Annotated in this window: 23 protein-coding genes; 6 read left to right on the top strand and 17 right to left on the bottom strand. The window is 40.2% G+C overall.

All coding sequences use genetic code 11. From position 1 onward, the window contains the following. Window positions 1-2 precede the first annotated feature (2 nt). The 3 genes from DP117_RS08335 (at window position 3) to DP117_RS08325 (ending at window position 1,576) form a co-directional block, all read left to right on the top strand. Window positions 3-314, top strand: a complete 312-nt coding sequence (locus DP117_RS08335; protein ID WP_169217850.1) for a hypothetical protein — start codon at window positions 3-5, stop codon at window positions 312-314. 499 nt (window positions 315-813) lie between these two features. Then, window positions 814-1,149, top strand: coding sequence for a hypothetical protein (locus DP117_RS08330; protein ID WP_169217849.1), 336 nt, complete (start codon window positions 814-816; stop codon window positions 1,147-1,149). Between the two features lie 55 nt (window positions 1,150-1,204). Then, window positions 1,205-1,576, top strand: a complete 372-nt coding sequence (locus DP117_RS08325) for a hypothetical protein (protein WP_169217848.1) — start codon at window positions 1,205-1,207, stop codon at window positions 1,574-1,576. Between the two features lie 61 nt (window positions 1,577-1,637). Here DP117_RS08325 and DP117_RS08320 read toward each other — a convergent pair whose 3' ends face one another. The 6 genes from DP117_RS08320 to DP117_RS08295 all read right to left on the bottom strand — a co-directional run bounded on the left by DP117_RS08320 (window position 1,638) and on the right by DP117_RS08295 (window position 6,995). Beyond that, window positions 1,638-2,198: a GNAT family N-acetyltransferase gene (locus DP117_RS08320; RefSeq protein WP_169217847.1), complete on the bottom strand. Its 561-nt coding sequence runs from the start codon at window positions 2,196-2,198 to the stop codon at window positions 1,638-1,640. 242 nt (window positions 2,199-2,440) lie between these two features. Then, window positions 2,441-3,307, bottom strand: coding sequence for a hydrogenase nickel incorporation protein HypB (hypB, locus tag DP117_RS08315; protein WP_169217846.1), 867 nt, complete (start codon window positions 3,305-3,307; stop codon window positions 2,441-2,443). Continuing rightward, on the bottom strand, window positions 3,298-3,639 hold the full coding sequence (gene hypA, locus DP117_RS08310; RefSeq protein ID WP_169217845.1) for a hydrogenase maturation nickel metallochaperone HypA: 342 nt from the start codon (window positions 3,637-3,639) through the stop codon (window positions 3,298-3,300). The genes hypB and hypA overlap by 10 nt, the downstream gene beginning before the upstream one ends. 217 nt (window positions 3,640-3,856) lie before the next feature. Next, entirely contained in the window at window positions 3,857-4,204 is a 348-nt protein-coding gene (locus tag DP117_RS08305; RefSeq protein WP_169217844.1) for a hypothetical protein, read from the bottom strand. A 355-nt stretch (window positions 4,205-4,559) separates the two neighbouring features. Further along, window positions 4,560-5,663, bottom strand: coding sequence for a hydrogenase expression/formation protein HypE (hypE, locus tag DP117_RS08300; protein ID WP_169217843.1), 1,104 nt, complete (start codon window positions 5,661-5,663; stop codon window positions 4,560-4,562). A 108-nt stretch (window positions 5,664-5,771) separates the two neighbouring features. Further along, window positions 5,772-6,995 carry an FAD binding domain-containing protein gene (locus tag DP117_RS08295; protein ID WP_169217842.1) on the bottom strand — a complete coding sequence of 408 codons (1,224 nt, stop codon included), beginning with the start codon at window positions 6,993-6,995 and terminating at the stop codon, window positions 5,772-5,774. A gap of 188 nt (window positions 6,996-7,183) precedes the next feature. Between DP117_RS08295 and DP117_RS08290 the strand changes: the two genes are divergently transcribed. Then, window positions 7,184-8,191 carry a GntR family transcriptional regulator gene (locus DP117_RS08290; RefSeq protein ID WP_169217841.1) on the top strand — a complete coding sequence of 336 codons (1,008 nt, stop codon included), beginning with the start codon at window positions 7,184-7,186 and terminating at the stop codon, window positions 8,189-8,191. Between the two features lie 29 nt (window positions 8,192-8,220). On the opposite strand, the gene DP117_RS08285 is transcribed toward DP117_RS08290, so the two are convergent. The 8 genes from DP117_RS08285 to DP117_RS08250 form a co-directional block, all read right to left on the bottom strand. Continuing rightward, entirely contained in the window at window positions 8,221-8,463 is a 243-nt protein-coding gene (locus tag DP117_RS08285; protein WP_169217840.1) for a 4-oxalocrotonate tautomerase family protein, read from the bottom strand. A gap of 48 nt (window positions 8,464-8,511) precedes the next feature. Then, complete coding sequence (gene hypD, locus DP117_RS08280) at window positions 8,512-9,657, bottom strand: hydrogenase formation protein HypD (protein WP_169217839.1); 1,146 nt, start codon at window positions 9,655-9,657, stop codon at window positions 8,512-8,514. A gap of 104 nt (window positions 9,658-9,761) precedes the next feature. Further along, a complete protein-coding gene (locus DP117_RS08275; protein ID WP_169217838.1) occupies window positions 9,762-10,016 on the bottom strand; it encodes a HypC/HybG/HupF family hydrogenase formation chaperone in 255 nt (84 codons plus the stop codon). Window positions 10,017-10,244: 228 nt separating this feature from the next. Continuing rightward, the gene (gene hypF, locus DP117_RS08270) at window positions 10,245-12,779 is read right to left on the bottom strand and encodes a carbamoyltransferase HypF (RefSeq protein ID WP_169217837.1); all 2,535 of its coding nucleotides are present in this window, start codon (window positions 12,777-12,779) and stop codon (window positions 10,245-10,247) included. A 112-nt stretch (window positions 12,780-12,891) separates the two neighbouring features. Beyond that, a complete protein-coding gene (locus tag DP117_RS08265) occupies window positions 12,892-14,172 on the bottom strand; it encodes a hypothetical protein (RefSeq protein WP_248277585.1) in 1,281 nt (426 codons plus the stop codon). A gap of 385 nt (window positions 14,173-14,557) precedes the next feature. Beyond that, window positions 14,558-14,782: a hypothetical protein gene (locus tag DP117_RS08260; protein WP_169217836.1), complete on the bottom strand. Its 225-nt coding sequence runs from the start codon at window positions 14,780-14,782 to the stop codon at window positions 14,558-14,560. An 8-nt stretch (window positions 14,783-14,790) separates the two neighbouring features. Next, a complete protein-coding gene (locus DP117_RS08255; RefSeq protein WP_169217835.1) occupies window positions 14,791-15,057 on the bottom strand; it encodes a hypothetical protein in 267 nt (88 codons plus the stop codon). Window positions 15,058-15,206: 149 nt separating this feature from the next. Continuing rightward, complete coding sequence (locus DP117_RS08250) at window positions 15,207-16,181, bottom strand: hypothetical protein (RefSeq protein WP_169217834.1); 975 nt, start codon at window positions 16,179-16,181, stop codon at window positions 15,207-15,209. Window positions 16,182-17,276: 1,095 nt separating this feature from the next. Here DP117_RS08250 and DP117_RS08245 point away from each other — a divergent pair. Beyond that, window positions 17,277-18,239 (top strand): hydrogenase small subunit, encoded by a 963-nt coding sequence (locus tag DP117_RS08245; RefSeq protein WP_169217833.1) that lies wholly within the window; start codon window positions 17,277-17,279, stop codon window positions 18,237-18,239. A 202-nt stretch (window positions 18,240-18,441) separates the two neighbouring features. Next, window positions 18,442-20,037, top strand: coding sequence for a nickel-dependent hydrogenase large subunit (locus DP117_RS08240; protein WP_169217856.1), 1,596 nt, complete (start codon window positions 18,442-18,444; stop codon window positions 20,035-20,037). A gap of 90 nt (window positions 20,038-20,127) precedes the next feature. Here the strand turns inward: DP117_RS08240 and DP117_RS08235 are convergent, their stop codons facing one another. The 3 genes from DP117_RS08235 to DP117_RS08225 form a co-directional block, all read right to left on the bottom strand. Continuing rightward, on the bottom strand, window positions 20,128-20,610 hold the full coding sequence (locus DP117_RS08235) for a NifU family protein (protein WP_169217832.1): 483 nt from the start codon (window positions 20,608-20,610) through the stop codon (window positions 20,128-20,130). A gap of 192 nt (window positions 20,611-20,802) precedes the next feature. Then, on the bottom strand, window positions 20,803-21,027 hold the full coding sequence (locus tag DP117_RS08230; RefSeq protein ID WP_169217831.1) for a hypothetical protein: 225 nt from the start codon (window positions 21,025-21,027) through the stop codon (window positions 20,803-20,805). Window positions 21,028-21,039: 12 nt separating this feature from the next. Further along, a complete protein-coding gene (locus DP117_RS08225; RefSeq protein WP_169217830.1) occupies window positions 21,040-21,276 on the bottom strand; it encodes a hypothetical protein in 237 nt (78 codons plus the stop codon). Window positions 21,277-21,683: the final 407 nt, after the last annotated feature.

Here is a 21,683-nt window from a genome sequence, read left to right as displayed (position 1 = left end):
TAATGTTATTGACTGCAACTGACGCGGGAAATATAGCGTTAGAATTCCTCATGGCTGAGTGGAATATGTCAGAAGAAGACAGACAATGGTTTATCATTGTTAACTCTCGCTTGATTGGTCAAAGTTGGTACGTTGTGGAACTTGCTGTCGCAGGATTTCCTGATAGGTGGTATATCCAAGTTTACGACACTGCAGCTTGCGATCCAGATTATACTTTTATTTCACCTATCCGTGGTTCTCAAGGATATGTTGACCTTGATGATTTACCAGTTCTAGTGGCAGAAGTGTTGCTATCAGAGCGTAATGCCCGATAGAAAAGATAGTTGAAAACTACAATTGTCACGATAACTGTGCAAGATTAATAAGAAAAAATAGAGGCGTCAGTCGTCATAATTCAGTATAAGTGCTGTGCGACGCTCGGTTGAACAAATGGGTTTAATACCCCCACAAAATTGTGAAAAGGGTGGTCTACAATTAGTAGCGGGTTTGAATTTCCCACTCATTGCATTTTGACCGGAGGCGGAGCATCAGAGGCTCCGCTTCTGAATTCTGAATTCTTCAACAATGATGAGTTTTGTTTAAAATTTGACTCATCTTCCTTTATTGGACAACGAAAAGTGTAGAGTAGGCATTGTCTACTCTACACTTTTTATATAAAGCTATTAAATTAAGATGACTCACGAAAAAATATGAAATATTCTGATCAAGGTCAAACTTTAATTTTAGAATAAATTAGGATATGTTTTCCTAGAAATATCACAAAGGTATGTTATATTAAATGATGTGACAATCCCTACAAAATAATAGTTTGTCATGATTAGTGAAGAAATCCTAGCACAAGAATTCATGAGGGTCGTCATTCACTATTACCCAAAAGTAGGAGAATTACTAGACGACTGTTATGTGAAAGTGATTTCCTCTTATTGGGGACGACCTCCTAAACGCTTGCGATATGTAGGAATTTATTGCTCTGAAAAAATGATGCCCTATGTGCAAACTCACAAAGAAGTTTTGAGAGAAATAGCAGAAAATATGGGGCTAGTTCAGGTTGTTTTCCTCAACGCAACGCGACTGCTACGCGATCCAATGTCGAAGCTCAAGCATATATATCCACGTTTGTGGTTAGATTTGCATTGGGTGACAACATAAGAAGAATCGTACACGCAACTTTTTCTAAACTCACTCATAACCTGAAGGGGTTCCTATGAAAAATAAACCCTTCCTTCCTCCAGATGATTTACCTTCAACAGAAGCGACGCACTTAGATAAAATACTGCGATCGCAACTCGAACATTCCACTGGTAGATGCTTTTTTGAAGCATGCGACCAGATAACACGAGCATTGTTGTCTAGTTGTCAGTGGTATATTACCTCAGAAGCTGGCGCTATAATGCTGGTCATTGACTGTCCTGACATCGTGACTTACTGGCATATCGTCAGCAACATTGCACCAATTGGAAATAGGCTAGAACGGTTTGCCAGTAGCGCTAGAATTCGGGTTTATCCGCCATTTGGGAAGGGGACACCATTTGAAATTAGCGTCAATGAAATATCGGCTTATCGAGATTGGTTATAACAGTCTTGAGTGACCAAAGTAATTAGTTAGATAATGTTCAACAACTGAATGTTGTTTTTGTCTAAGTAGTTGCTTCTAATTTAAACATTTCGAGTTCCATTTTGTAGTATTGGCTTGTGCGTCCTATTGGCGTCATTCCTAACCTTTGGATCACCTTAAGTGAAGCTGTATTCTCAGAACGAGCAATTGAATAGATGACGGAGAGTTTTAAGGTTTTAAATCCGTAATCCAAGATTGCTTTTGCAGCTTCAGTTGCATACCCATTACCCCAAACAGTTCTCTTGAGATGCCATCCAATTTCGTAATCCTGCGTCAATTGTTCATCCTCATCTCGTAGTTGGATGAGGATGATTGTTCCAATAATTTCTCCAGTTTCTTTGAGTGCGATACGCGTAGCGTCAAGCCTCCGGCTTATCGCCCACAAGCCAGTTCCATTGTTCCACTCCTGCGATTTTGCAATCCATCGTTGGAGTAATTTGTATGAACTTTCAACGCTATCTACTTTAGTTATGAGAAAGCGGGTGACTTCAGGATCACTATAAATTTGAAACGCGTGTTCTGCATCTTCTTCTGGAATCCAGGTACGGATAATGAGGCGTTCAGTTTCAGCAATGATAGCCATGCGGGATGATTTTTAAAAACCAGCAAAATTTCATTATCCAGTACTGTTACTCCCTTTCCATCAGAAGAATACTTAATTTAACGAACCGCATTAGCGCAGCGTGTCCGCAGGACATAGGCGCATTAGCGTAGCGTGCCCGCAGGGCATAGGACACGGAGCGCGCAGCGTGCGCCCTTGGCGCATAGGAAGAAAAAAAGAAGATAGGTAATCTTAAGGCGGGAAAGGAGTAGTTAGAACGTGTATCAAGTGGTTAAGGCTACGTTATCTAATAGCCACTCATACCAATTCTCTAATCCTGTTCCTGTTATTGCAGAAACCTGAAAAACTTGAATTTGAGGATTCACTTGCTTGGCGTATTCTATGCAACGCTGCACGTCAAATTGTACATGAGGTAGCAAATCTATTTTCGTGAGAATCATCACCTGACTAGCGCGGAAGATATGAGGATATTTTATCGGCTTATCTTCTCCTTCCGTGACTGAGAGAATGACGACTTTAAAAAGTTCTCCTAAATCAAATAAAGCTGGACAAACAAGATTGCCAACATTCTCAATCATCACCACTGAATCGAGAGGTGGATTGAGTTGTTGTAACCCTCTTTCCACCATTGCTGCATCTAAATGACAGCCTGTTCCGGTATTGATTTGGACAACTTTACAGCCAGTTTCTTGAATTTTTTTGGCATCATTTGTTGTTTCTTGGTCGCCTTCAATAACGTTGATAGGCAACTGATGCTTTAAATCATTGATAGTTCGAGTTAAGAGAGTTGTTTTTCCTGCACCAGGAGAACTCATCAGATTTAATGCGAGGATATTTCTACCCTTAAACCATCCTCTATTTTGAGCAGCTATCAGGTTATTTTTTGCTAAGATATCATGCTCTAAAGCGAGAGTTGTGCCATGTACCTTGGCATGAATTTGAGATGCTTCAGTGGAATGGTCGTGATTATGGGAATGAGTAATGACAGTACCATCTGGTAAAGTATGAGTATGATGATGGTGATGGTGATGGTCGGTATTATTTGGAGAGTCCATTGTTGCGACTTCACCTGTTTCAGGATTAGTCATTTTCACTTCAGCATCATCAGAACAACCACAGGTTACACACATACTTCCTCTATTTCTATTTCCTTAATTTTCAGTTCTTCCCCAGCGATTAAATCCAGATGGACGCTACCACATTGACAGCTTCCAAAAGGTTTTTCTAAAGGAATTTCGGCACCGCATTGACGACACTTTGCTAATCCTGGGGTTTCTAAAATATCTAACTTTGCTCCTTCTAAAACAGTGCCTTGAGTACAAATATCAAAACAAAATTGTACTGCTTCTGGCAAAATAGCTGAAAGCTTACCAATTTCTAACAATACTCTTTTGACTTGTGTACCATTGGCATATTCAGCTACAATAGCCACAATATTTTGAGTAATTCCTAATTCATGCATTGAAGTGCTGAGGGAAAGCTTAATCAATCTTCAATGGTAGAGTCAGTTTTCGGAGTGTAACGTACCAGATTTAACAAAATTTTAAATTATTGAACTTTGGACACAAAAGAGGAAATTCGCATAGATTATTATACGCAAAAATCAATTCATTCATCATAAATAATCTCAATGATTTTTCAAACTGAGTCAAACGACTAGAAGCTAAGAAAATTTACAATTAGGGATTTTCTTTACCTATATTTTGATAATATTCTTCTGTTCTGACCGCAAGCGTTTTTAGTACAAAATCGAAATAGATTCGTAATTCCTCAATTGCTCTTTCCTTGAGAAATTCATACTCTGGACTTGATTTAAAATCTTCTTCCGATGCATACGACGCATCCGCTAGTGATGCCTGTTCTGTAAATTTATCAAAGTACACCTTAACTACAACCTCACACCAACCCCAAAGCGAATCTTTCTTTAAGTTATCCAAAATTTTTTGTACTTGTTCAACGTTTTTAATTAATTTATAGTCAGTCGTTTTTTTGATTGCGTAAATCTCAAACCTAAAGCCAGTTGTCATTCAAAACTCCTAATAATTTTATTGGACGTTATAATGCAAACCCACACTTATAGCAATCCTAAATGATTTGTGAGAAAATACTATAGTATTAATTGTGATTAAATATAAGGTGTAATGATTTGGACGGAATTATTATCTAAGTTCATAGAGAACAATCAAGACACGCGGGAAGTTTAACGGGCGATGCAGAAGTTGCCGCTACGCGATCGCCATCAAGATGCTACTCGAAGGATATAAACACGAAGCCATTCAGCTGTCTTCATGGGTTTTTCGTAAGATTCCTAATATTAAGAAATATTTCGCCAACAAAGCCAAAGCACACGCGAACCATTACTTTTTGTTCCAAGTCCAAAAATTAACAAATTCTTGGTAATTGATCGCCAACAAGCATATCGACAATACGTTCTGTACCAAAAGCAGTTTTTAAAAAGACAACACCAGCAGGTGAAGGAATCACTTCACCGATAATACAAGCATCTTTTCCAGCTGGGTGAGATTTCATTGCGGAGACAACAGTGTCAGCATTTTCTTGTCCTACTACAACTACGAACTTACCTTCATTTGCCAGATACAATGGATCTAAACCTAAAAGTTCACAAACACCTTTGACTTCTTCACGCACTGGGATAGATTGCTCATCTAAGCGAATTCCCACACCAGAACCCAGAGCAAATTCATTTAACACTGTGGCTAAACCACCGCGTGTTGCATCCCGCATAGCATGAATATTAGGACAGACATTTAGGATAGTTTCAACTAAACCATTCAACGGCTGACAGTCGCTTTCAATATCAGTATCTAATGCCAATTCTCCACGGGCAATTAAAATTGCTGTACCATGATTGCCCAACTCACCATTAATAATGACTGCATCTCCTGGTTGAATATTGTGGGCAGAAATATTTACTCCTGTTGGAATAACACCAATACCAGAAGTATTAATAAACAATTTATCTGCCGCACCGCGATGGACAACTTTTGTGTCACCAGTCACAACTTTTACACCAGCTTTTTGAGCAGCAGCTTGCATACTTTGGGCAACACGCCGTAAAGTTTCTACAGCAAGTCCTTCTTCTAAAATGACACCGCAGCTAAGATATAACGGTTTGGCACCACTCATTGCTAAATCATTAACCGTACCATTGATGGCTAATGTTCCAATATCACCACCCGGAAAAAATAACGGATCTACAACATAAGAATCTGTTGTAAAAGCAAGTCTGTCTCCCTGTTTTATAAAACTTGCCAAATCAAAACTGGCTTGGTCTTCTAATTGAGACAGAGTATAATTATCAAAATTCTGGACAAAGATATCATCAATTAAATCACGCATTGCTTTGCCACCGCTACCATGCGCGAGGGTGATATGAGTGTCTCGCACTTTCCCTCGATGACGGCGAACTTTTTCGATTTTTTGAAATAAGGAATGCTGTGCTGAGTGAGAATTGGAAAAGTTCATTCTAAATTCTGTTTGATTATTTTAGCGGATTCATCCGTGGAATTGATAATTTTGAATTTTGAATTTTGCGAAAAGTTGCCAGGAGGGTTTCCCTCCGTAGCAAACTTTTCAAGACGAATTTTGAATTCCCCGGAGGGGGTGACCTAATCTAGAACGATTTCCCAGAGTAATTCCCAAAGCCTTAAGGTAATTCCCCATCGCTAACTGAATTGGTTCCCATTTTTCTAGCGCCCCTATCACATCACCGCCAGATTCCTGTAACTCTTGCGCGAGTTCAATAGCATTTGTCACAGCTTTAGAAGTCCCTGCGGCCGTGTGAGGACGAACGACAAATGCAGCATCGCCAATTAAACATACCCGTCCAAAAACCATACGTGGTACAGATAAGTCGTAGATGGGTTGAATAAAGGGTTTCTCTGTCAGTTCAAATAGATATTGAAAAATTTCTGGTAAATATGTCTTTGCTAATACTCTCATCTGTTGGACAACTTCTTGGCGAACCTCTCCTTGAGGCATGAAAAATTTTCGTAGTTGTCCTTGGTGGTTAGTCATGACTGCATTCAACTGTTCGCCATCTGGGACATTAAAGTACCAAAGCCAGTTGAGGCGGCGTTTTCCTTCGTCTAACTCCCCGTTTGGTCCGGGTACCAGATAGCATAAAGCTTGCATGCTTGGTCCGTTAAAGAAGGTGAATTTATCGGCAAAGAATTTTGCAACGTCTGATGAAAGAACATTTTCATCTATTAGTCCTCGCCATGCAACATAGCCTGCATACTGAGGCATAGCATTTAGTATCAGTTGCTGACGTATCGTTGAATCAATACCGTCAGCCCCAATGAGTAAATCACATTTTTCTTCCCGTTCGTCTTCAAAATGCACCACCACGCAGTCGTCATTCTGCTCAAAACCAATGACATTGTTGCCTTGATGATAACGTTCCTCTGGGAAAACTTTCCGCAGTTGACGATACAGGATATCCCAAGAAGTCATGAGTTGAGGTGTTGATTCTTCCCAAATTATGGTTCCATCTCCAGTTATGTATTGTCTCTTCCACGAAGTCACACCCAGTGCTTGTGCTGTCGTAATATTATGTTCTGCAAGAAACCGATTGATTTCCATCTGCACAATCAAACCAGCACCGCGACTTTGCACACCACCAGGGGTAAGCGTTATCTCTTGGTAGGAGGCGCGTTCAAAAATTTCTACATCACAACCGATACAATGCAGCGCTAACCCTGCACATAAACCACCCATTGAACCACCTACAATAAGGACGCGAGGGCGTCGTGAGTTCTGTTGTGGATGTCCGCTTTGACTTGCATGGAGATGCATCTGTAGAGTTTATGTCACTTGGTCAAAGTCTACAGGTTTGACTCTACCATTGAAAGTGACCAACAAAGAACTCAACAACTCAGAAGAATTCTGTCCTGGATAATCTGTTTTTTTACTAAAACAGTATAATATCAATACCAGTCAACTCACCGATGAAGGATAATTCGTAATCACTTCTGTCTATCCATATGGTATTCTCTGTTCCCGTTTGGCTTCCAATTACTATTGATAACTCAGCACCGATAACAATTAATGCTCAGATTGTTGAACAGATTAAATTACTAATCGCTATTGGAGAACTACAGCCAGGTAATACTTTACCAACTGTGACTCAATTAGCCAAACATTTAGGAGTCAATCACAACACGATTGCTGCAGTTTATAACTTTTTAATTGAATCTGGTTATCTGGTAGCAACTAGAGGGAAAGGAACTTTTGTTGCTCACACCCAAGCTGTACAAGATATTATTATCCACAAGGAATTTTACAATCTGCTAAGTCAAGCCTTTAGTGCTGCAGCAACAGTCGGATTATCTCCATCTGAATTCGGTGTGGCTGCATACGCACAAGCTGTGAGATTGAGTCAGCATCAACCATACCCTTTAAAGTTAGTATTTATAGAATGCTTCCAACATGATATAGATGCATATGAAGCCATTCAATTAGAAATAGGACTTCCTGTATTAAGAATCAGCTTGGAAGATTTCAAAGCTCATGAGCCAACAGTTTTGAAGGAATTGTTGACTGCTCATATTATAATTACGACAGCAGAATATCAATCGGAAGTTATTCAATTATCTTCTCCCGAACAGGAAGTCATTACAGTTAATCTCAAGCCAGATATACAACTTCTGACACAGATTTCGTCAAAACCTCGTCACACAAAGATGCTAGTTGTGAGTCGGTCAAAAGCGGATAGTGAAGAAATCAAACGGATGCTGGAGTTGGCTGGTATTTCTCATATAATTTTTCAAACTCTAGATTTAGATAATCTTCAGAAAAATCCTCAATTTTTGTCAGAATTTGATGTTGTTTGCGTTGACAAACGAGTTGAAAAATATGTACGTCAGTGTAGTCCTCAGTCAGAAAAAATAATGGTTTTTCATTTCAGAATAGATTCCAGCAGTATATCGATTTTGAAAGGGAGAATTGCTGCCATTCAGTTGGCTTTATCAACTGGCGAGAAATGTCAATGAGTGACCGGGATAAAAAGTTAAAACAGTTATCAGTTATCAGTTGTCATGTGGAATGATTTTGTGGTTTGATCATCGTGTCTACCACTATACTTCTCTGAATGCAGTACACCTCCAACTGCCCAATTTTCGCGTTCAAATTCATCTATGTGAACTGTTACCCATTCAGGTTTAGTGTTTAAAGTCGAAACAAGTGCGTTGGTGACTGCTTGCGCCAGTTTTCGCTTAAGTTCAATAGAATGATCTTCAGCAATTTGGATAGTGACAAATGGCATATGAATTCCTCTGTATTTTTTTGTTTTCACTGTTGACTTGTGATTTTTTTACGCTTTTATCTTTTCTTTGTCAAGCATCATTTTTTTAGCTAAGTGAGAAAAGCGACCATACTTGTAGTAAGCTGCACAAGCACCTTCAGAAGAAACCATGCAGGTTCCAATCGGTGTTTCTGGAGTACATGCTGTTCCAAATACTTTACACTGCCAAGGCTTCAAAACTCCTTTGAGGATTTCTCCGCATTGACAAGCTTTATGATCAGCAACTTTTTGATTAGGAAGGGGAAATTTTAATTCTGCATCAAATTCGGCATATTCAGGACGAATTTTTAATCCAGAATAAGGAATTTCTCCTAAACCCCGCCACTCAAAACTTTCTCGGTTTTCAAAAACTTGATTCATAGTGGCGATCGCCACTTGATTTCCGATCTTCTCGACTAATCTGTTATATTGATTCTCAACCTGACAACGATTTTCTACAATCTGTTGCAATAGCATCCAAATGGATTGGATAATATCTAAAGGTTCAAAACCAGAAATGACAATAGGTTTTTGATATTGTTGGGAAATAAACTCATAAGGGTCAGTACCAATCACCATACTGACATGACCAGGACCAATAAATCCATCGAGTTGTAAATCAGGATTATCTAAAAGTGCTTTTAAGGCAGGAATCACGAGGACGTGATTAGAAAACATACTGAAATTCTGAATTTTTTCAGATGCTGCTTGCAGAATAGTAAAAGCAGTGCTGGGGGCAGTTGTTTCAAAACCTAAAGCGAAGAAGACAACTTCTTTCTCAGGGTTCTCTTTAGCAATTCGTAGACTATCTAGAGGAGAGTAAACCATACGAATGTCCGCGCCTTGTGCTTTAGCTTGCAACAAGGTTGTTTGGGAACCAGGAACTCGCATGGCATCTCCAAAAGTGGTAAAGATGACGTTAGAATTTAGAGAGATAGAAATAGCATCATCTAATCTTCCTCTTGGCATCACACATACAGGACAACCTGGACCGTGAATTAATTCAATTGCCTCAGGTAAAATTTCTTCAATACCATATTTAAAAATAGAGTGAGTATGACCGCCACACACTTCCATTATTTTTATTGGCTTTATGAGGTGTTGAGATAACTTTTCAATGGCGCGGAATAAAGCATCAGCTTTTTTCGGTTCTCGAAATTCATCAACGTATTTCATATTAAAATTTGAGATTATTTTTGAATTTTATGGACAGCGCTTATACAATTTTGTGCATTCAGAACCCCGACAACTTTTACGAAGTCGGGGTTCTTGCTTTTTCATCAACCCATTGCTACTGCTTCTGCTAATTCTTCCAAGAGTCGCAATGTTTCTATCGCTTCCTTTTCATGAATTCGATTCATGGCAAAGCCAACATGAACTAGCACCCAATCGCCTACACATGATTCAACTGAATGCTGTTCATTAACGATACAAGCAATATTGACTTGACGCTTCACACCACCAACATTGACAACAGCTAACTTTTGTTGAACGTCGGTTATTTCTATAATTTTACCTGGGATTCCTAAACACATTTTATCTTTTCTTTTTTTTATAAACCGCAGAGGCAAGAGAGGACACAGAGGAAGGAGAGAAAGGTGTGTTAATAAGGCAATGAGGAGATTACTCCCAAACCGCCAGAAGAATACCTAATTTAACGAACCGCCAAGACGCCTTAGACGCGCAGCGGCGTGCCGTAGGCTAGGACGCCAAGAAAATCAAAAAGAAGATAGGAAATCTTACACCACCGAAGGGAGTAGTTTTTAACTTTTGACTTTTGCAGCTGCAATCACAGCTTGTCCTAGCGATAAACCACCATCATTAGCTGGAACTAAACTGTGAGTCAGTACATTTATCCCTAATGCTTGTAAGCCTTCAGTAACTTGTTTTAACAGAATACAATTTTGAAAAACTCCTCCTGTGAGGACAACTTGATGAATGTCATTTCTTTGACGCAGGTTATTAACCATTTCTACAATAGAATGAGCTAAACCTGTATGAAATTTCGCAGCGATAACTGCTGGAGGAGTATGCTGCTGTAAGTCATTCAGCAAGGCTTGCCACATTTGCTGTGAATCTATATGATAAATATTATCTGAAACAAGAAAGTTAAAAGAATAATTTAAATATTCTTTATTGTTTAATATTTTTTTTAATAAACTAGTATTAACCAAAGCTTCCATTTCAATGGCTGCTTGTCCTTCATAGCTACATTGTTCTCTACAGATACCAATTGCAGCAGCGACAGCATCAAATAAACGCCCTACTGATGAAGTCAAGGGAGCGTTTATTCCTTTTTCAACAAGCTGATTGAGAAGTTTTAGAGGCTTTTGTTCTAGAAAATCTAAAATTTCTAAATTTCTGTATTTTTGTTTGAAATCTTTCCAGTCAAAGGCAGATATTAACTGGGCGTAGGTATTACGCCAGGGTTCTCTCATTGCTTGTGTTCCACCAATCATTGGTACTGGCTTAAATGTCGCCAATCTCTTAAACTGGCGATAATCTGCTAACAGAAATTCTCCGCCCCATAACGTTCCATCTTCACCGTAACCCAATCCATCTAATGCAATACCTAAAACAGGTGGTGAATTAATATTTATGTCATTTTCTGCCATGCAGGCAGCAATATGAGCATGATGATGTTGGATGTGGAGTAAGGGCACGGCTGTGCCGTGTCCATACTGATTAGCGTGTGCAAGTTCTTTTCCAAGTTTTGTTGAGAGATATTCAGGATGTAAATCAACGGCGATCGCTTCTGGTTGATGCTCAAATAAATTTAAGTAGATATTGAGCGTATCCTGATAAGATTTGAAAGTCGCTGCAGTTTTTAAATCTCCTATATGTTGAGAGAGAATTGCTTTTCCTTCTCGCAATAAACAAAAAGTATTCTTTAGCTGACTACCCATTGCTAGAATGTGAGGAACGCTTTCAAATCCAGGTGGTAAATTGATCGGAACCGGTGCGTATCCTCTAGCACGACGGATTGTTAGGACTTTATCACCAACAACCCTCACCACCGAATCATCAACTCGGTTCACAATCTCCCGATTGTGCAGAAGAAAATAATCAGCAATCTTTTCTAACTTCTCACGCGCCTCGACATTATCAATACATAGCGGTTCATCAGAAAGATTACCACTCGTGAAAACAATCGGGCGATTCATTCGCCTGAGAATGAGGTGGTGTAATGGAGTATAAGGTAACATGAAACCCAAAGTATTTTGCCCAGGTGCAACCGAAGAGGCTATAGGAGGAATTTTGAATTTTGAATTTTGAATTAGATTCTTCTCCACGGTTCGGACGCTACGCGATTTTGAATTTTGCGAAAAGTTGCCAGGAGGGTTTCCCTCCGTAGCAAACTTTTCAAGACGAATTTTGAATTGTATTCTCCCACTTCCCCTTTCTTCTTCATCGTCTCCCCCTTTCGCCTGAATTAACACAACAGGCGCGGCGGAACTTTCCAGCAATTCTTTTTCTTTCGCGTTAGGGGTGCAGTACTCTTCAATAACTGATATGTCTTTTGCCATTAAAGCAAAAGGTTTTTGATTGCGCTGTTTACGATCGCGCAATTTTTGCACAGCACTTTCCTGAGTTGCGTCGCAAGCGAGATGAAATCCACCATTACCTTTAATAGCAACAATCTCGCCTTTTTGTAATAAGGTACAAACGGCGTCAATATCGTCAAGCATAGAAAACATATGGGATGTAATTGGTTTACTATCAGAACGTTCTAACCAAACTTTAGGACCGCAAATGTGACACGCTACGGGTTGGGCGTGAAAACGACGGTTTTCAACATCTTTGTATTCCGTTTCACACTCTGCACACATAGCAAAAGCAGCCATACTTGTGTTGCGGCGATCATAAGGTATGGCGCGAATGATACTTAAGCGGGGACCGCAATGAGTACAGTTCGTGAAGGGATAACGATACCAGCGGCTGAAGGGGTCAAAAATTTCCGCTTTACATTTTGGACAAGTCGCAGCATCAGCAGGAATTTCTGTTTTCACCGCACTACTGATACTGTGAGAAATGACAAAATCACCAAAGCCAGATTTGCCTTCATAACGCTTGCGCGTTACTTCATCAATTCTCGCTAATGGCGGACACTCTTTCTGTAATTTTTGGACAAATTCTTCTATAGATTCTTCACAGCCAGATACCCAAATGAGGACACCTTGACCGTCATTACAAACTTTGCCTTGCAACCCGTATGCTTTTGCAAGTCTATATACAGTGGGGCGGAATCCCACTCCCTGAACGATACCGCGAACCCTGATGATTTCTTCAGTAGACATGAGATTTTAACGAATTACGTAGATGCAAAGGAAAGACAGAACTCAGAACTTAGAATACAGAATGATTTCCTATTTTTAGATCAAGCTTTTGTACAATCCTTTTGGAGACTGTTTACCTGAGAAAACTTCTTCTGTGTTCTAATTCAGGAGTTGCTGTAGAGTGCAAGGGCACAGCCCGTTCTTTCGTAGTTATCTTCCAAACTAAGACTCGATTATTTCCTGAATCTGCTATAACCGCAGTGTTTCCACACACTTTTATTCCATACGACCAATTCAAACTATCTCGTTTCGGTAGACCAAAATCACGATTTTCACCTTTACTTTTAAAGTCTCTTTGTCCAGCAACTGCATGACTTTCGCTTCCGTGCAAAGACAGAATAGATTCTGGCTTTTTCCAGGCTAAAATTCTTGAATTAGCTGTATCTGTAACGAACAACCACTCGTCAGCAGCAGCAACACCATAAGGCATACTCAAACTATTAGCACTAGGAAAATAAACTCCTTGATTCATTTCAACTGAATCAAAGTTTTTCTGTCCTAATACCACTGCACAAGGAGTATTGTTTTCTGTTGGTATACCCTGCCAAATCATCACGCGGTTATTACCCGCATCAGTGACAACTAAATTTTCTCCCCAAACAGTGATATCATGACACCAACGCATACTCGATACTGAAGGAGTACCGCCGCCATTTTCATCGCGGGACATCATATAAGGTTGTCCCAAAACAACATCAGCCGGCTGACCATTTTCTTCAGGTAATTGATGCCAAATTAAAACCCGACGGTTTCCTGTATCAGCAACAAATAGCTTTCCTTGATGATAGAAAACTCCGTAACACCAGTTCAAAGTATTTGCTGCTGCTTGTTGAGTTCCTCTGTTTGGTTCATTGTCAGTGAAATAGGTTTGACCTAATACAAAATCTGCTGGAACATTGCTATCTTCTGGCAAATTTTTCCAAATCAAAACCCGATGATTCCAAGCATCTGCAACTGCTAAACCTTCACCACAAGCACAGATTCCAGTTGGGACACTTAATGTAGTCCTTCCAGGACTACCTTTGGCATTTTGTCCTTCATGGTTAAAGTCTGGTTGTCCAATCACCCAATCAGCAGGTTGACTATCTTGAGTCGGACAATTTCGCCATCCTAATAAACGATGATGTCCTGTGTCTGATACCCACAATGGTCCACTTTCAGATATTAAACAAGCACCACGAGGACCAAACATTTCTCTACTGCTGGGTACAACAGGTGTTACTAGTTGACTCACCTCAAAAGTCTTTCCTAAAATAACTTCTGCACCTTGAGGCAAAAAAGGTAAAAGTTGGGAAACTTTTGCCGCTTCTGTTGCATCTTTTGGTGTGATAGTCATTTTAGTTGCTGTGTTCATGAGTGAATTTTGAATCAAGAAATACTGCTTTGATAAGCCTCAAATATTTCTGAAGGTAAAAGCTTAAGTTAGTTGAAACTTATTAACCAGTTTCCCCGCCTAGAACTAAAGTTCCAGGCTAATAGATTAAGTCCATTAAAATGGACTGAAAATCTGATGAGCAGATATTTAGTCGTATGCGCGAGAACTTACACTATCAGCCAGGGGTTTTTAACACCAATTTTAAAAATGATTGCGACAAATGGATTGACAGAACTCAGACACACAAAGCAATTCCCAATTCCATTATCTAAAATCCAAAATGGTATCATCCTTGGCGGACTCAGTTCAAACAAGTTTTAGCTTTGAGTCTTAAATTTATTTTAAGACTAATAAAGCTCATAACTTATTTTAATTTGAGGTCTTTATGTAGAAATGGCATAACTAGACCAGTCAGAAAGCTAGAGACGACAACTGGTATCCAAAGACTCACTTGAACTTGTGCAAGTAAGAACAATATAAGTACAGTTATGCTAATACCAATTGCAGTTTGCTTGACAAACTGCATCGGATCGCGCAGTAGCTTTCCTTGAAAAAATAGTCTAGCAGTGAACCATCCTATCTCTAACATGATTCCTCCTAGAAATTTCTCAACACATTCAAGATGATTAGCCCTAAGACAACTCCAGGAATGACGCCAGCCGGACCAAAAAATCCACCAAGAAGTGCAGCTAACTGATAGCCTAAATCTTCTTTAGCTAAAATGATTCCGCCAATTGCACCGCCAATCATAGATAAGGCTGTTGCTAGTAAAAACCACACAAATCCTGTCATCAGATTCAAGTCACCAGCCATGAAGCTTGTGAAGAAATCTCTTAAAATAGGATTTGTCAAAAGGTCTGTCATTATCATCTCAAGAATAAAAATTGTTATTTGTTGCTTGTCAGCACTTAACGGGGGGCGTTGCAACCCGTTACGAATGAAATAAACATGTTTTCCCTTACACCCCTACACCCCTGTGTTTCTTGAGAGTGGTTGTTTGTATTTAAAAACCACTAAGCATTACCGATTTCTGTCTCAACTTCTTGCAAAACCTGTGCCACAACTTGCGCTTGTTCTATTTGTCCATGCTGAGTGAAAATTTCCCAAGCTTCTTGATAATAAGCACGCGCTTGCAAGAGATTTTTGAGATTCCCGGCTTCCGGTTTTTCCGGTTCATCCGGTAAGTTCAATAAGGCGTTGGCTTTGTTAGAAATTGTGTTGGCGTATTCCAGAGGCGTATCTTTGGAGTTACGCACTTTTAACGCTTCGTTGTAAGCGGCGATCGCCCGCACAATATTCTCCAAAGGATGAGAACTCGGTAGATATTGCAAAGCATTACCCAGATTATTCTGCAACATCGCATATTCCCTGGGATGGCTGATCAATTCAATATGCTTCAGCGCTTCCTCAAATGTCTGCACTGCTAACCCTTGACGCAAATCTTCTCTTTGTGATGTCAAGGGCGTCGAGAGGTAAGCAATTGCAATATTGTTGTGTAAAATCGCATATTCCTGCGGGTACTTCTGCCAGGTAAAGACTTGCAAAGCTTTCTGATAAGCTTGGATACTATCCGTCATTCGCGCCAAATGAAATGGAACAAGCGACTGCAAGACTAACCCAAAATTCATTTGGGCTTCTGCGATTTCTTCTGGTGAAACAAGTGTCTGTTGCAAAATCGGTAGCGCTTCTTCTAATCGTTCTTTTGCTTCTAACAACAGTTGTTCCCCAATATCAGGAATAGCCTTTAAAGCAACTGCGATTCCTACCTTTGCCCTAGCTTGCCACAACAAGTTATCCTCATCACACAAATCATATGCTTGGTGACATAGCGAAACTGCATTCCATAAATCTTGGGCAGTTTTTGGCTTTTTCTGAAAGCCCTGCGCCATTTCAAGCAGCATCTCGATTTTTTCTTGCGTTGTTGCTGGAGATGAAGCAATAATATCCATTGCCACCTTCACAGCTGAATCTGTCATGCTGGGGGTCATTACCATCTTCCTATCGCAGGTTGGAGAATTGAGTCTTTCAAGTCCGCACACCCTCAAAACGCATATTCCTTGTGTCTTTGGGCTGTACCAACCAAGCTTATTTACGCAGATGATGAGTTGTGTCCCGGTAAATCCCCTCTTGGCAAAATTAGGCGCTTGAGTTCCCTTGAAATCAGAGGCTTGAAGAGAAAAGCGGGTAAGGGCGATGTTAAGCGTTCAGTACTTTTGCTGGAAAACTGATAAATACTCCTTTAATTTACTATGTCTCTTCTCTTTTAATATAGAACACATGACTTGAAAAAAATAGACTTTTTTGTTATTTATTTATATAAGTTTTTTTGAAATTACATTGAGAATTCTCTCAGATTTCAATGACGAAACGATTGTCAAAATCTTGATTTTATGTCATGGATAGTTGATTGACAAAATGAAACCTGATCAGAAATATAATTAAGATTTTAGAACATACAGCAGGAGTCAGAATATGCCCAGAGGGCACGCACAAGGGACAGAAGTAATACCAATTCAAAATTCAAAATTCAAAATTCAAAATGAAGAAAGCCGAGACGAAACTTGGGTTTGGGAATGTGTATGTGTCGCATTCTTTTTTCAAATTGGTGTAAAAAGGGCTTAGAGTCTGGCTTTTTGGTCTAGGCACTGTATTTTACTTCAGTGCAACGCGCTGTAGATATTGGCATCATCTTATCTCTAATTATCAAATAAAAATGTTATTGGTTAACCATTTGCTCAAAAAATGACTAAATTTATATTCAAACAAGTAAAACTTTATGTAAACAATAAACAGTTGAATAAAAAAATACATGATATGACAAATATAGTTGAGGCGCTACAAATCACGTTTCCTGAATCATGCAGAGTCACTGAACTAGGGGGGTCACGGGTGTAAGGGTATAAGGGATGTGATTAGTGGGGGCTTGGGGTCACCACTAGATCAAAGATTTAGTGGGGGCGGGGTCCCCCTCTGTTCCAGGGTAAGGTGTACTAAAAAGAAAATCCCCTCTTCCTCCCTACACCCCTACACCCCTACACCCCTACACCCTTAGTTTTGGTCAACAATAGAAAAAAAGATAGGTGATGACTAACTTACTATGGCTGCAAGGTGGTGCTTGTTCGGGCAACACCATGTCATTTCTTAACGCTGAAGAACCCACGGCTTGCGATTTGGTGACTGACTTTGGTATAAACATCCTTTGGCATCCATCTTTAGGACTGGAAATAGGTACAAACTTGCAGACAAAACTTTGGGAATGTCTTTTGGGCAAGATTTCCTTGGATATTTTGGTCTTTGAAGGCACAGTTGTCAACGCACCCAACGGGACTGGAGAATGGAACCGTTTTGCCTCACGCCCTATGAAAGACTGGTTAAGCGATCTATCCCAAGTTGCTAACTATATAGTCGCAGTGGGAGACTGTGCAAGTTGGGGAGGAATTCCCGCCATGTCACCTAACCCCAGTGAATCTCAAGGATTACAATTTCTCAAACGGAAAGAAGGAGGCTTTTTAGGAAAAGATTTTCGGACAAAATCGGGATTACCCGTGATTAATATTCCTGGATGTCCCGCCCATCCGGATTGGATGACACAGATATTAGTGGCGATCGCCACCAATAGAATTGGCGATATTGTCCTTGACGAGTTGCATCGTCCACAAACCTTCTTCAACACCTATACCCAAACAGGTTGTACCCGCAACATCCACTTTGCTTACAAAGCATCAACAAGCGAATTTGGTCAACGTAAAGGATGCTTGTTCTACGACTTAGGTTGTCGCGGACCAATGACTCGTTCCTCCTGCAACCGCATTTTGTGGAACCGCGTCTCCTCGAAAACCCGCGCTGGAATGCCTTGTTTAGGTTGTACTGAACCTGAATTTCCCTTCTACGACCTCAAGCCAGGAACCGTATTTAAGACGCAAACCATCATGGGGGTTCCCAAAGACTTGCCCACAGGAGTGAACAAGAAAGATTATGCCTTACTTTCAATCGTGGCGAAAGACACAATGCCTCATTGGGCAGAAGATGACTTTTTCACAGTTTAGTCATTAGTCATTACTCCCTTGAGTGGTCTAAGATTACTTATCTTCTTTTTTTCTTCCTTTGTGTCCTATGCGCCAAGGGCGCACGCTACGCTAAAGCGTCTTTGCGGTTCGTTTAAGTATTCTTCTGGCGAGAAGGGAGTAGTCATTAATCATTAGCATTCATTCAAAGCACAAAGCACAAATGACACAGGATAAAAAACAAATGGGAATTCAAACATTAGACATATCCCCAGTCGGGAGAGTAGAAGGCGATTTAGATGTCCGAGTGGAAATAGAAGATGGACACGTCGTCAATGCTTGGACACATGCTGAACTCTTTCGAGGATTTGAAGTTATCCTACGCGGGAAAGACCCCCAAGCAGGATTAATCGTCACACCTCGCGTTTGCGGTATTTGTGGTGCTTCTCACCTGACAAGTGCAGCTTGGGCATTAGATACCGCCTGGGGAACAGAAGTCCCGCGTAATGCAATTTTGGCAAGAAACTTAGGTCAAATTGTCGAATCAATCCAAAGCATACCCCGCTACTTTTATGGTCTATTTGCAATAGATTTGACTAATAAAAAGTATCGGTATAGCCCTTATTATCTAGAAGCTTGCAGACGCTTTGCTGCTTTTACTGGTAAATCTTACGAACTTGGCATCACAATTTCTGCCAAACCTGTAGAAATTTACGCCTTATTTGGTGGTCAATGGCCCCATTCTAGCTACATGGTTCCTGGTGGCGTGATGTGTGCCCCAACTTTAACAGATGTCACCCGCGCGTGGTCAATTCTGGAATATTTCCGCACCAATTGGTTAGAACCTGTGTGGTTAGGTTGTTCTTTAGAACGCTATGAAGAAATCAAGACCTATAATGACTTCATGGTGTGGCTAGATGAAAGCCCAAGTCATGCCAATTCTGACTTAGGTTTTTACTGGCGCATGGGTTTAGATATTGGTTTGGATAAATATGGTGCTGGTGTAGGTCGATATGTCAGTTGGGGATATTTACCTCATGAAGCAAAATACCAGAAGCCAACAATAGAAGGACGAAATTCTGCCTTGATTATGAAGAGTGGAGTTTACGACAGTTTCACCGACACCCACACTCTTATGGATCAGACTTTCGTCCGGGAAAATACAACTCACTCCTGGTATGAGGAACTAACATCAGATATTCACCCTTACGATCGCACAACAAAACCCAGCCAAAATAATGCCAAAGACTTCAAAGGACGGTACTCTTGGTCATCAGCTGTCCGTCACAAAGACTTAGGACGTTTGGAAGCAGGACCACTCGCACGTCAGTTAGTCGCGGGTGGTAAACATGGAGAGTCTTGGCAGCATTTCGACGGGTTTATCCTAGATGCATTCAGGCAAATGGGTGGTGCCAGTATTCATCTACGACAGATTGCACGAGTTCACGAAATTGTCAAGTTATATAGACAAGCAGAACGCTGCTTACGCGAGTTTCGTCTTAATGACCCTTGGTATATCAAACCCAAAGAAAAAGATGGACGCGGTTGGGGTGCAACAGAAGCAGCGCGAGGTTCGTTGTGTCACTGGTTAGAGATTGAGGGCGGTAAGATTAAGAATTACCAAATTATGGCACCTAGTACTTGGAATATTGGACCGCGTGACGCAGAAGGAATACGTGGACCAATTGAAGAGGCTTTAGTCGGGACACCGATTTACGACTCGACTGATCCAGTGGAAGTGGGTCATGTGGCGCGATCGTTTGACTCGTGTCTGGTTTGTACTGTTCACGCCCATGATGCCAAGACAGGTAAAGAGTTGGCACGTTTTCGTACTGCGTAGGTTGTGTACTGTTAATTCATTTGACACTGGCTAAGCCCTATGTTTTTCAGACATAGGGCTTAAGGTTGACAGCTGTTCATGCAACCGTCGTCAATGTAGCGCAACCACATTCACAATTTCCGGACAATACGACTTAATTGCTTGCTCAATTCCTTGAGATAAAGTCAAAGTTGAAGCTGGACAATTACCACAAGCTCCAATTAATTTGACTTCAACTGTATCCGGTGGTTTAATATTCACTAATTCTACATCGCCATTGTGGCTTTTCAAACCTGGACGCACTTCATCAAGCGCTTGCTGAATACGTTGCGCTAGTGGTGGTTTAGGAGGCTTTACGAGTTCGTGATAAAGCAAAACTCCATACACAACTTCGTCTTTAACAGCACTACGTAGAGCTGGCATGGATTCTTGCTTCACAGTTTTAATTAAACGTGTTAATGCTTCTTTATGCAACGTTTCAATAGCTCGTTTTAGACCTACAACGACACCCCTGTGGGTTTCATCCCATTCAGAAATAATTGCCTCATAACGGCTGATTTCTTTGACTAATTCTTCAAGTGTGTCATCGGTCATTGTTCAATTCGCAGGATAGATTCCTTAAAGTTTTACTCAGGACTCAGCACTTGTGACCAATCAATTGTCAATTATCAATTATCAGTTATCAGTTATCAGTTATCAATTATCGATTTGATAATTGTTCATTGCTCATTGCTCGTTGTTCATTGATAACTGTTCATTGTTCATTGTTCATTGATTTTGGCTAAGCTACTTCATTTTGAAGTCTTTTAGGAGAAATGGCATCATTGTACCTGTGACTAAGCTAGAAATTGCAACTGATAATAACAAGGGTAGTTTCACAAATGCCAATAACACTAATAATAGTGAGCCTATGCTAGTACCAATTGCAGTTTGTTGTACAAAATGCACAGGGTCACGTATTAACTTACCTTTGAAAAATAACTGAGCAGAAAACCACCCAAGCTGAAACATAATTCCTCCTAGTTAATTTGTGAGAACCTTCAGTATAACGAGTCCTAAAATCACGACTGGAATGACACCAGCAGGAGCTAATAACCCACCAAGCATGGCGGAAAACTGATAACCAAATTCCTTACCAGCTAACATCATGCCACCAATAGCACCACCAACAACAGATAAAAGAGTTGCTATTACTAGCAATATCAATCCGGTGATGAGATTAATATCACCTACTATTAAGCTTGTCAGTAAATCTGTCATTTTGTGTTCTCCTCAATAGCAAAAACCTAAAAATTTTTCTATAAAAAATTATTGCCTCATTCTCTTGTTCCCAGTCTCTGACTGGGAATACCCATTACGAGGGCTGCTGCCTCCGTTACTCGTAGCAGAGCCGCTTGGATGACATTTCCAGGTAGAATCTGGAAACCAGATTTTAACATGATTTGAAAAGGGTTTTGGCTTCAATTAACACCAGTCAACAATACTCTGTGCCTCTACAGTCAATCTGTTTCTATCTAACTTCAAACTACTGTAAAAGCACTTTTCTTCTATTTTTGTTGCAATACCCTAATAGTAAAGCCAAAATACTCTATGAATTGCTAGTTTATATTTTTTTAAAATACTCTATCTCAGGTGAAAGTTAATGAATGTACGATTTGTCTGTCATT

The sequence above is a fragment of the Brasilonema sp. UFV-L1 genome, from assembly GCF_012912105.1.
Taxonomy (GTDB): Bacteria; Cyanobacteriota; Cyanobacteriia; order Cyanobacteriales; family Nostocaceae; genus Brasilonema.
Note: the sequence above shows the minus strand (reverse complement) of the source record. Positions and strands in the feature narration are given on the sequence as shown.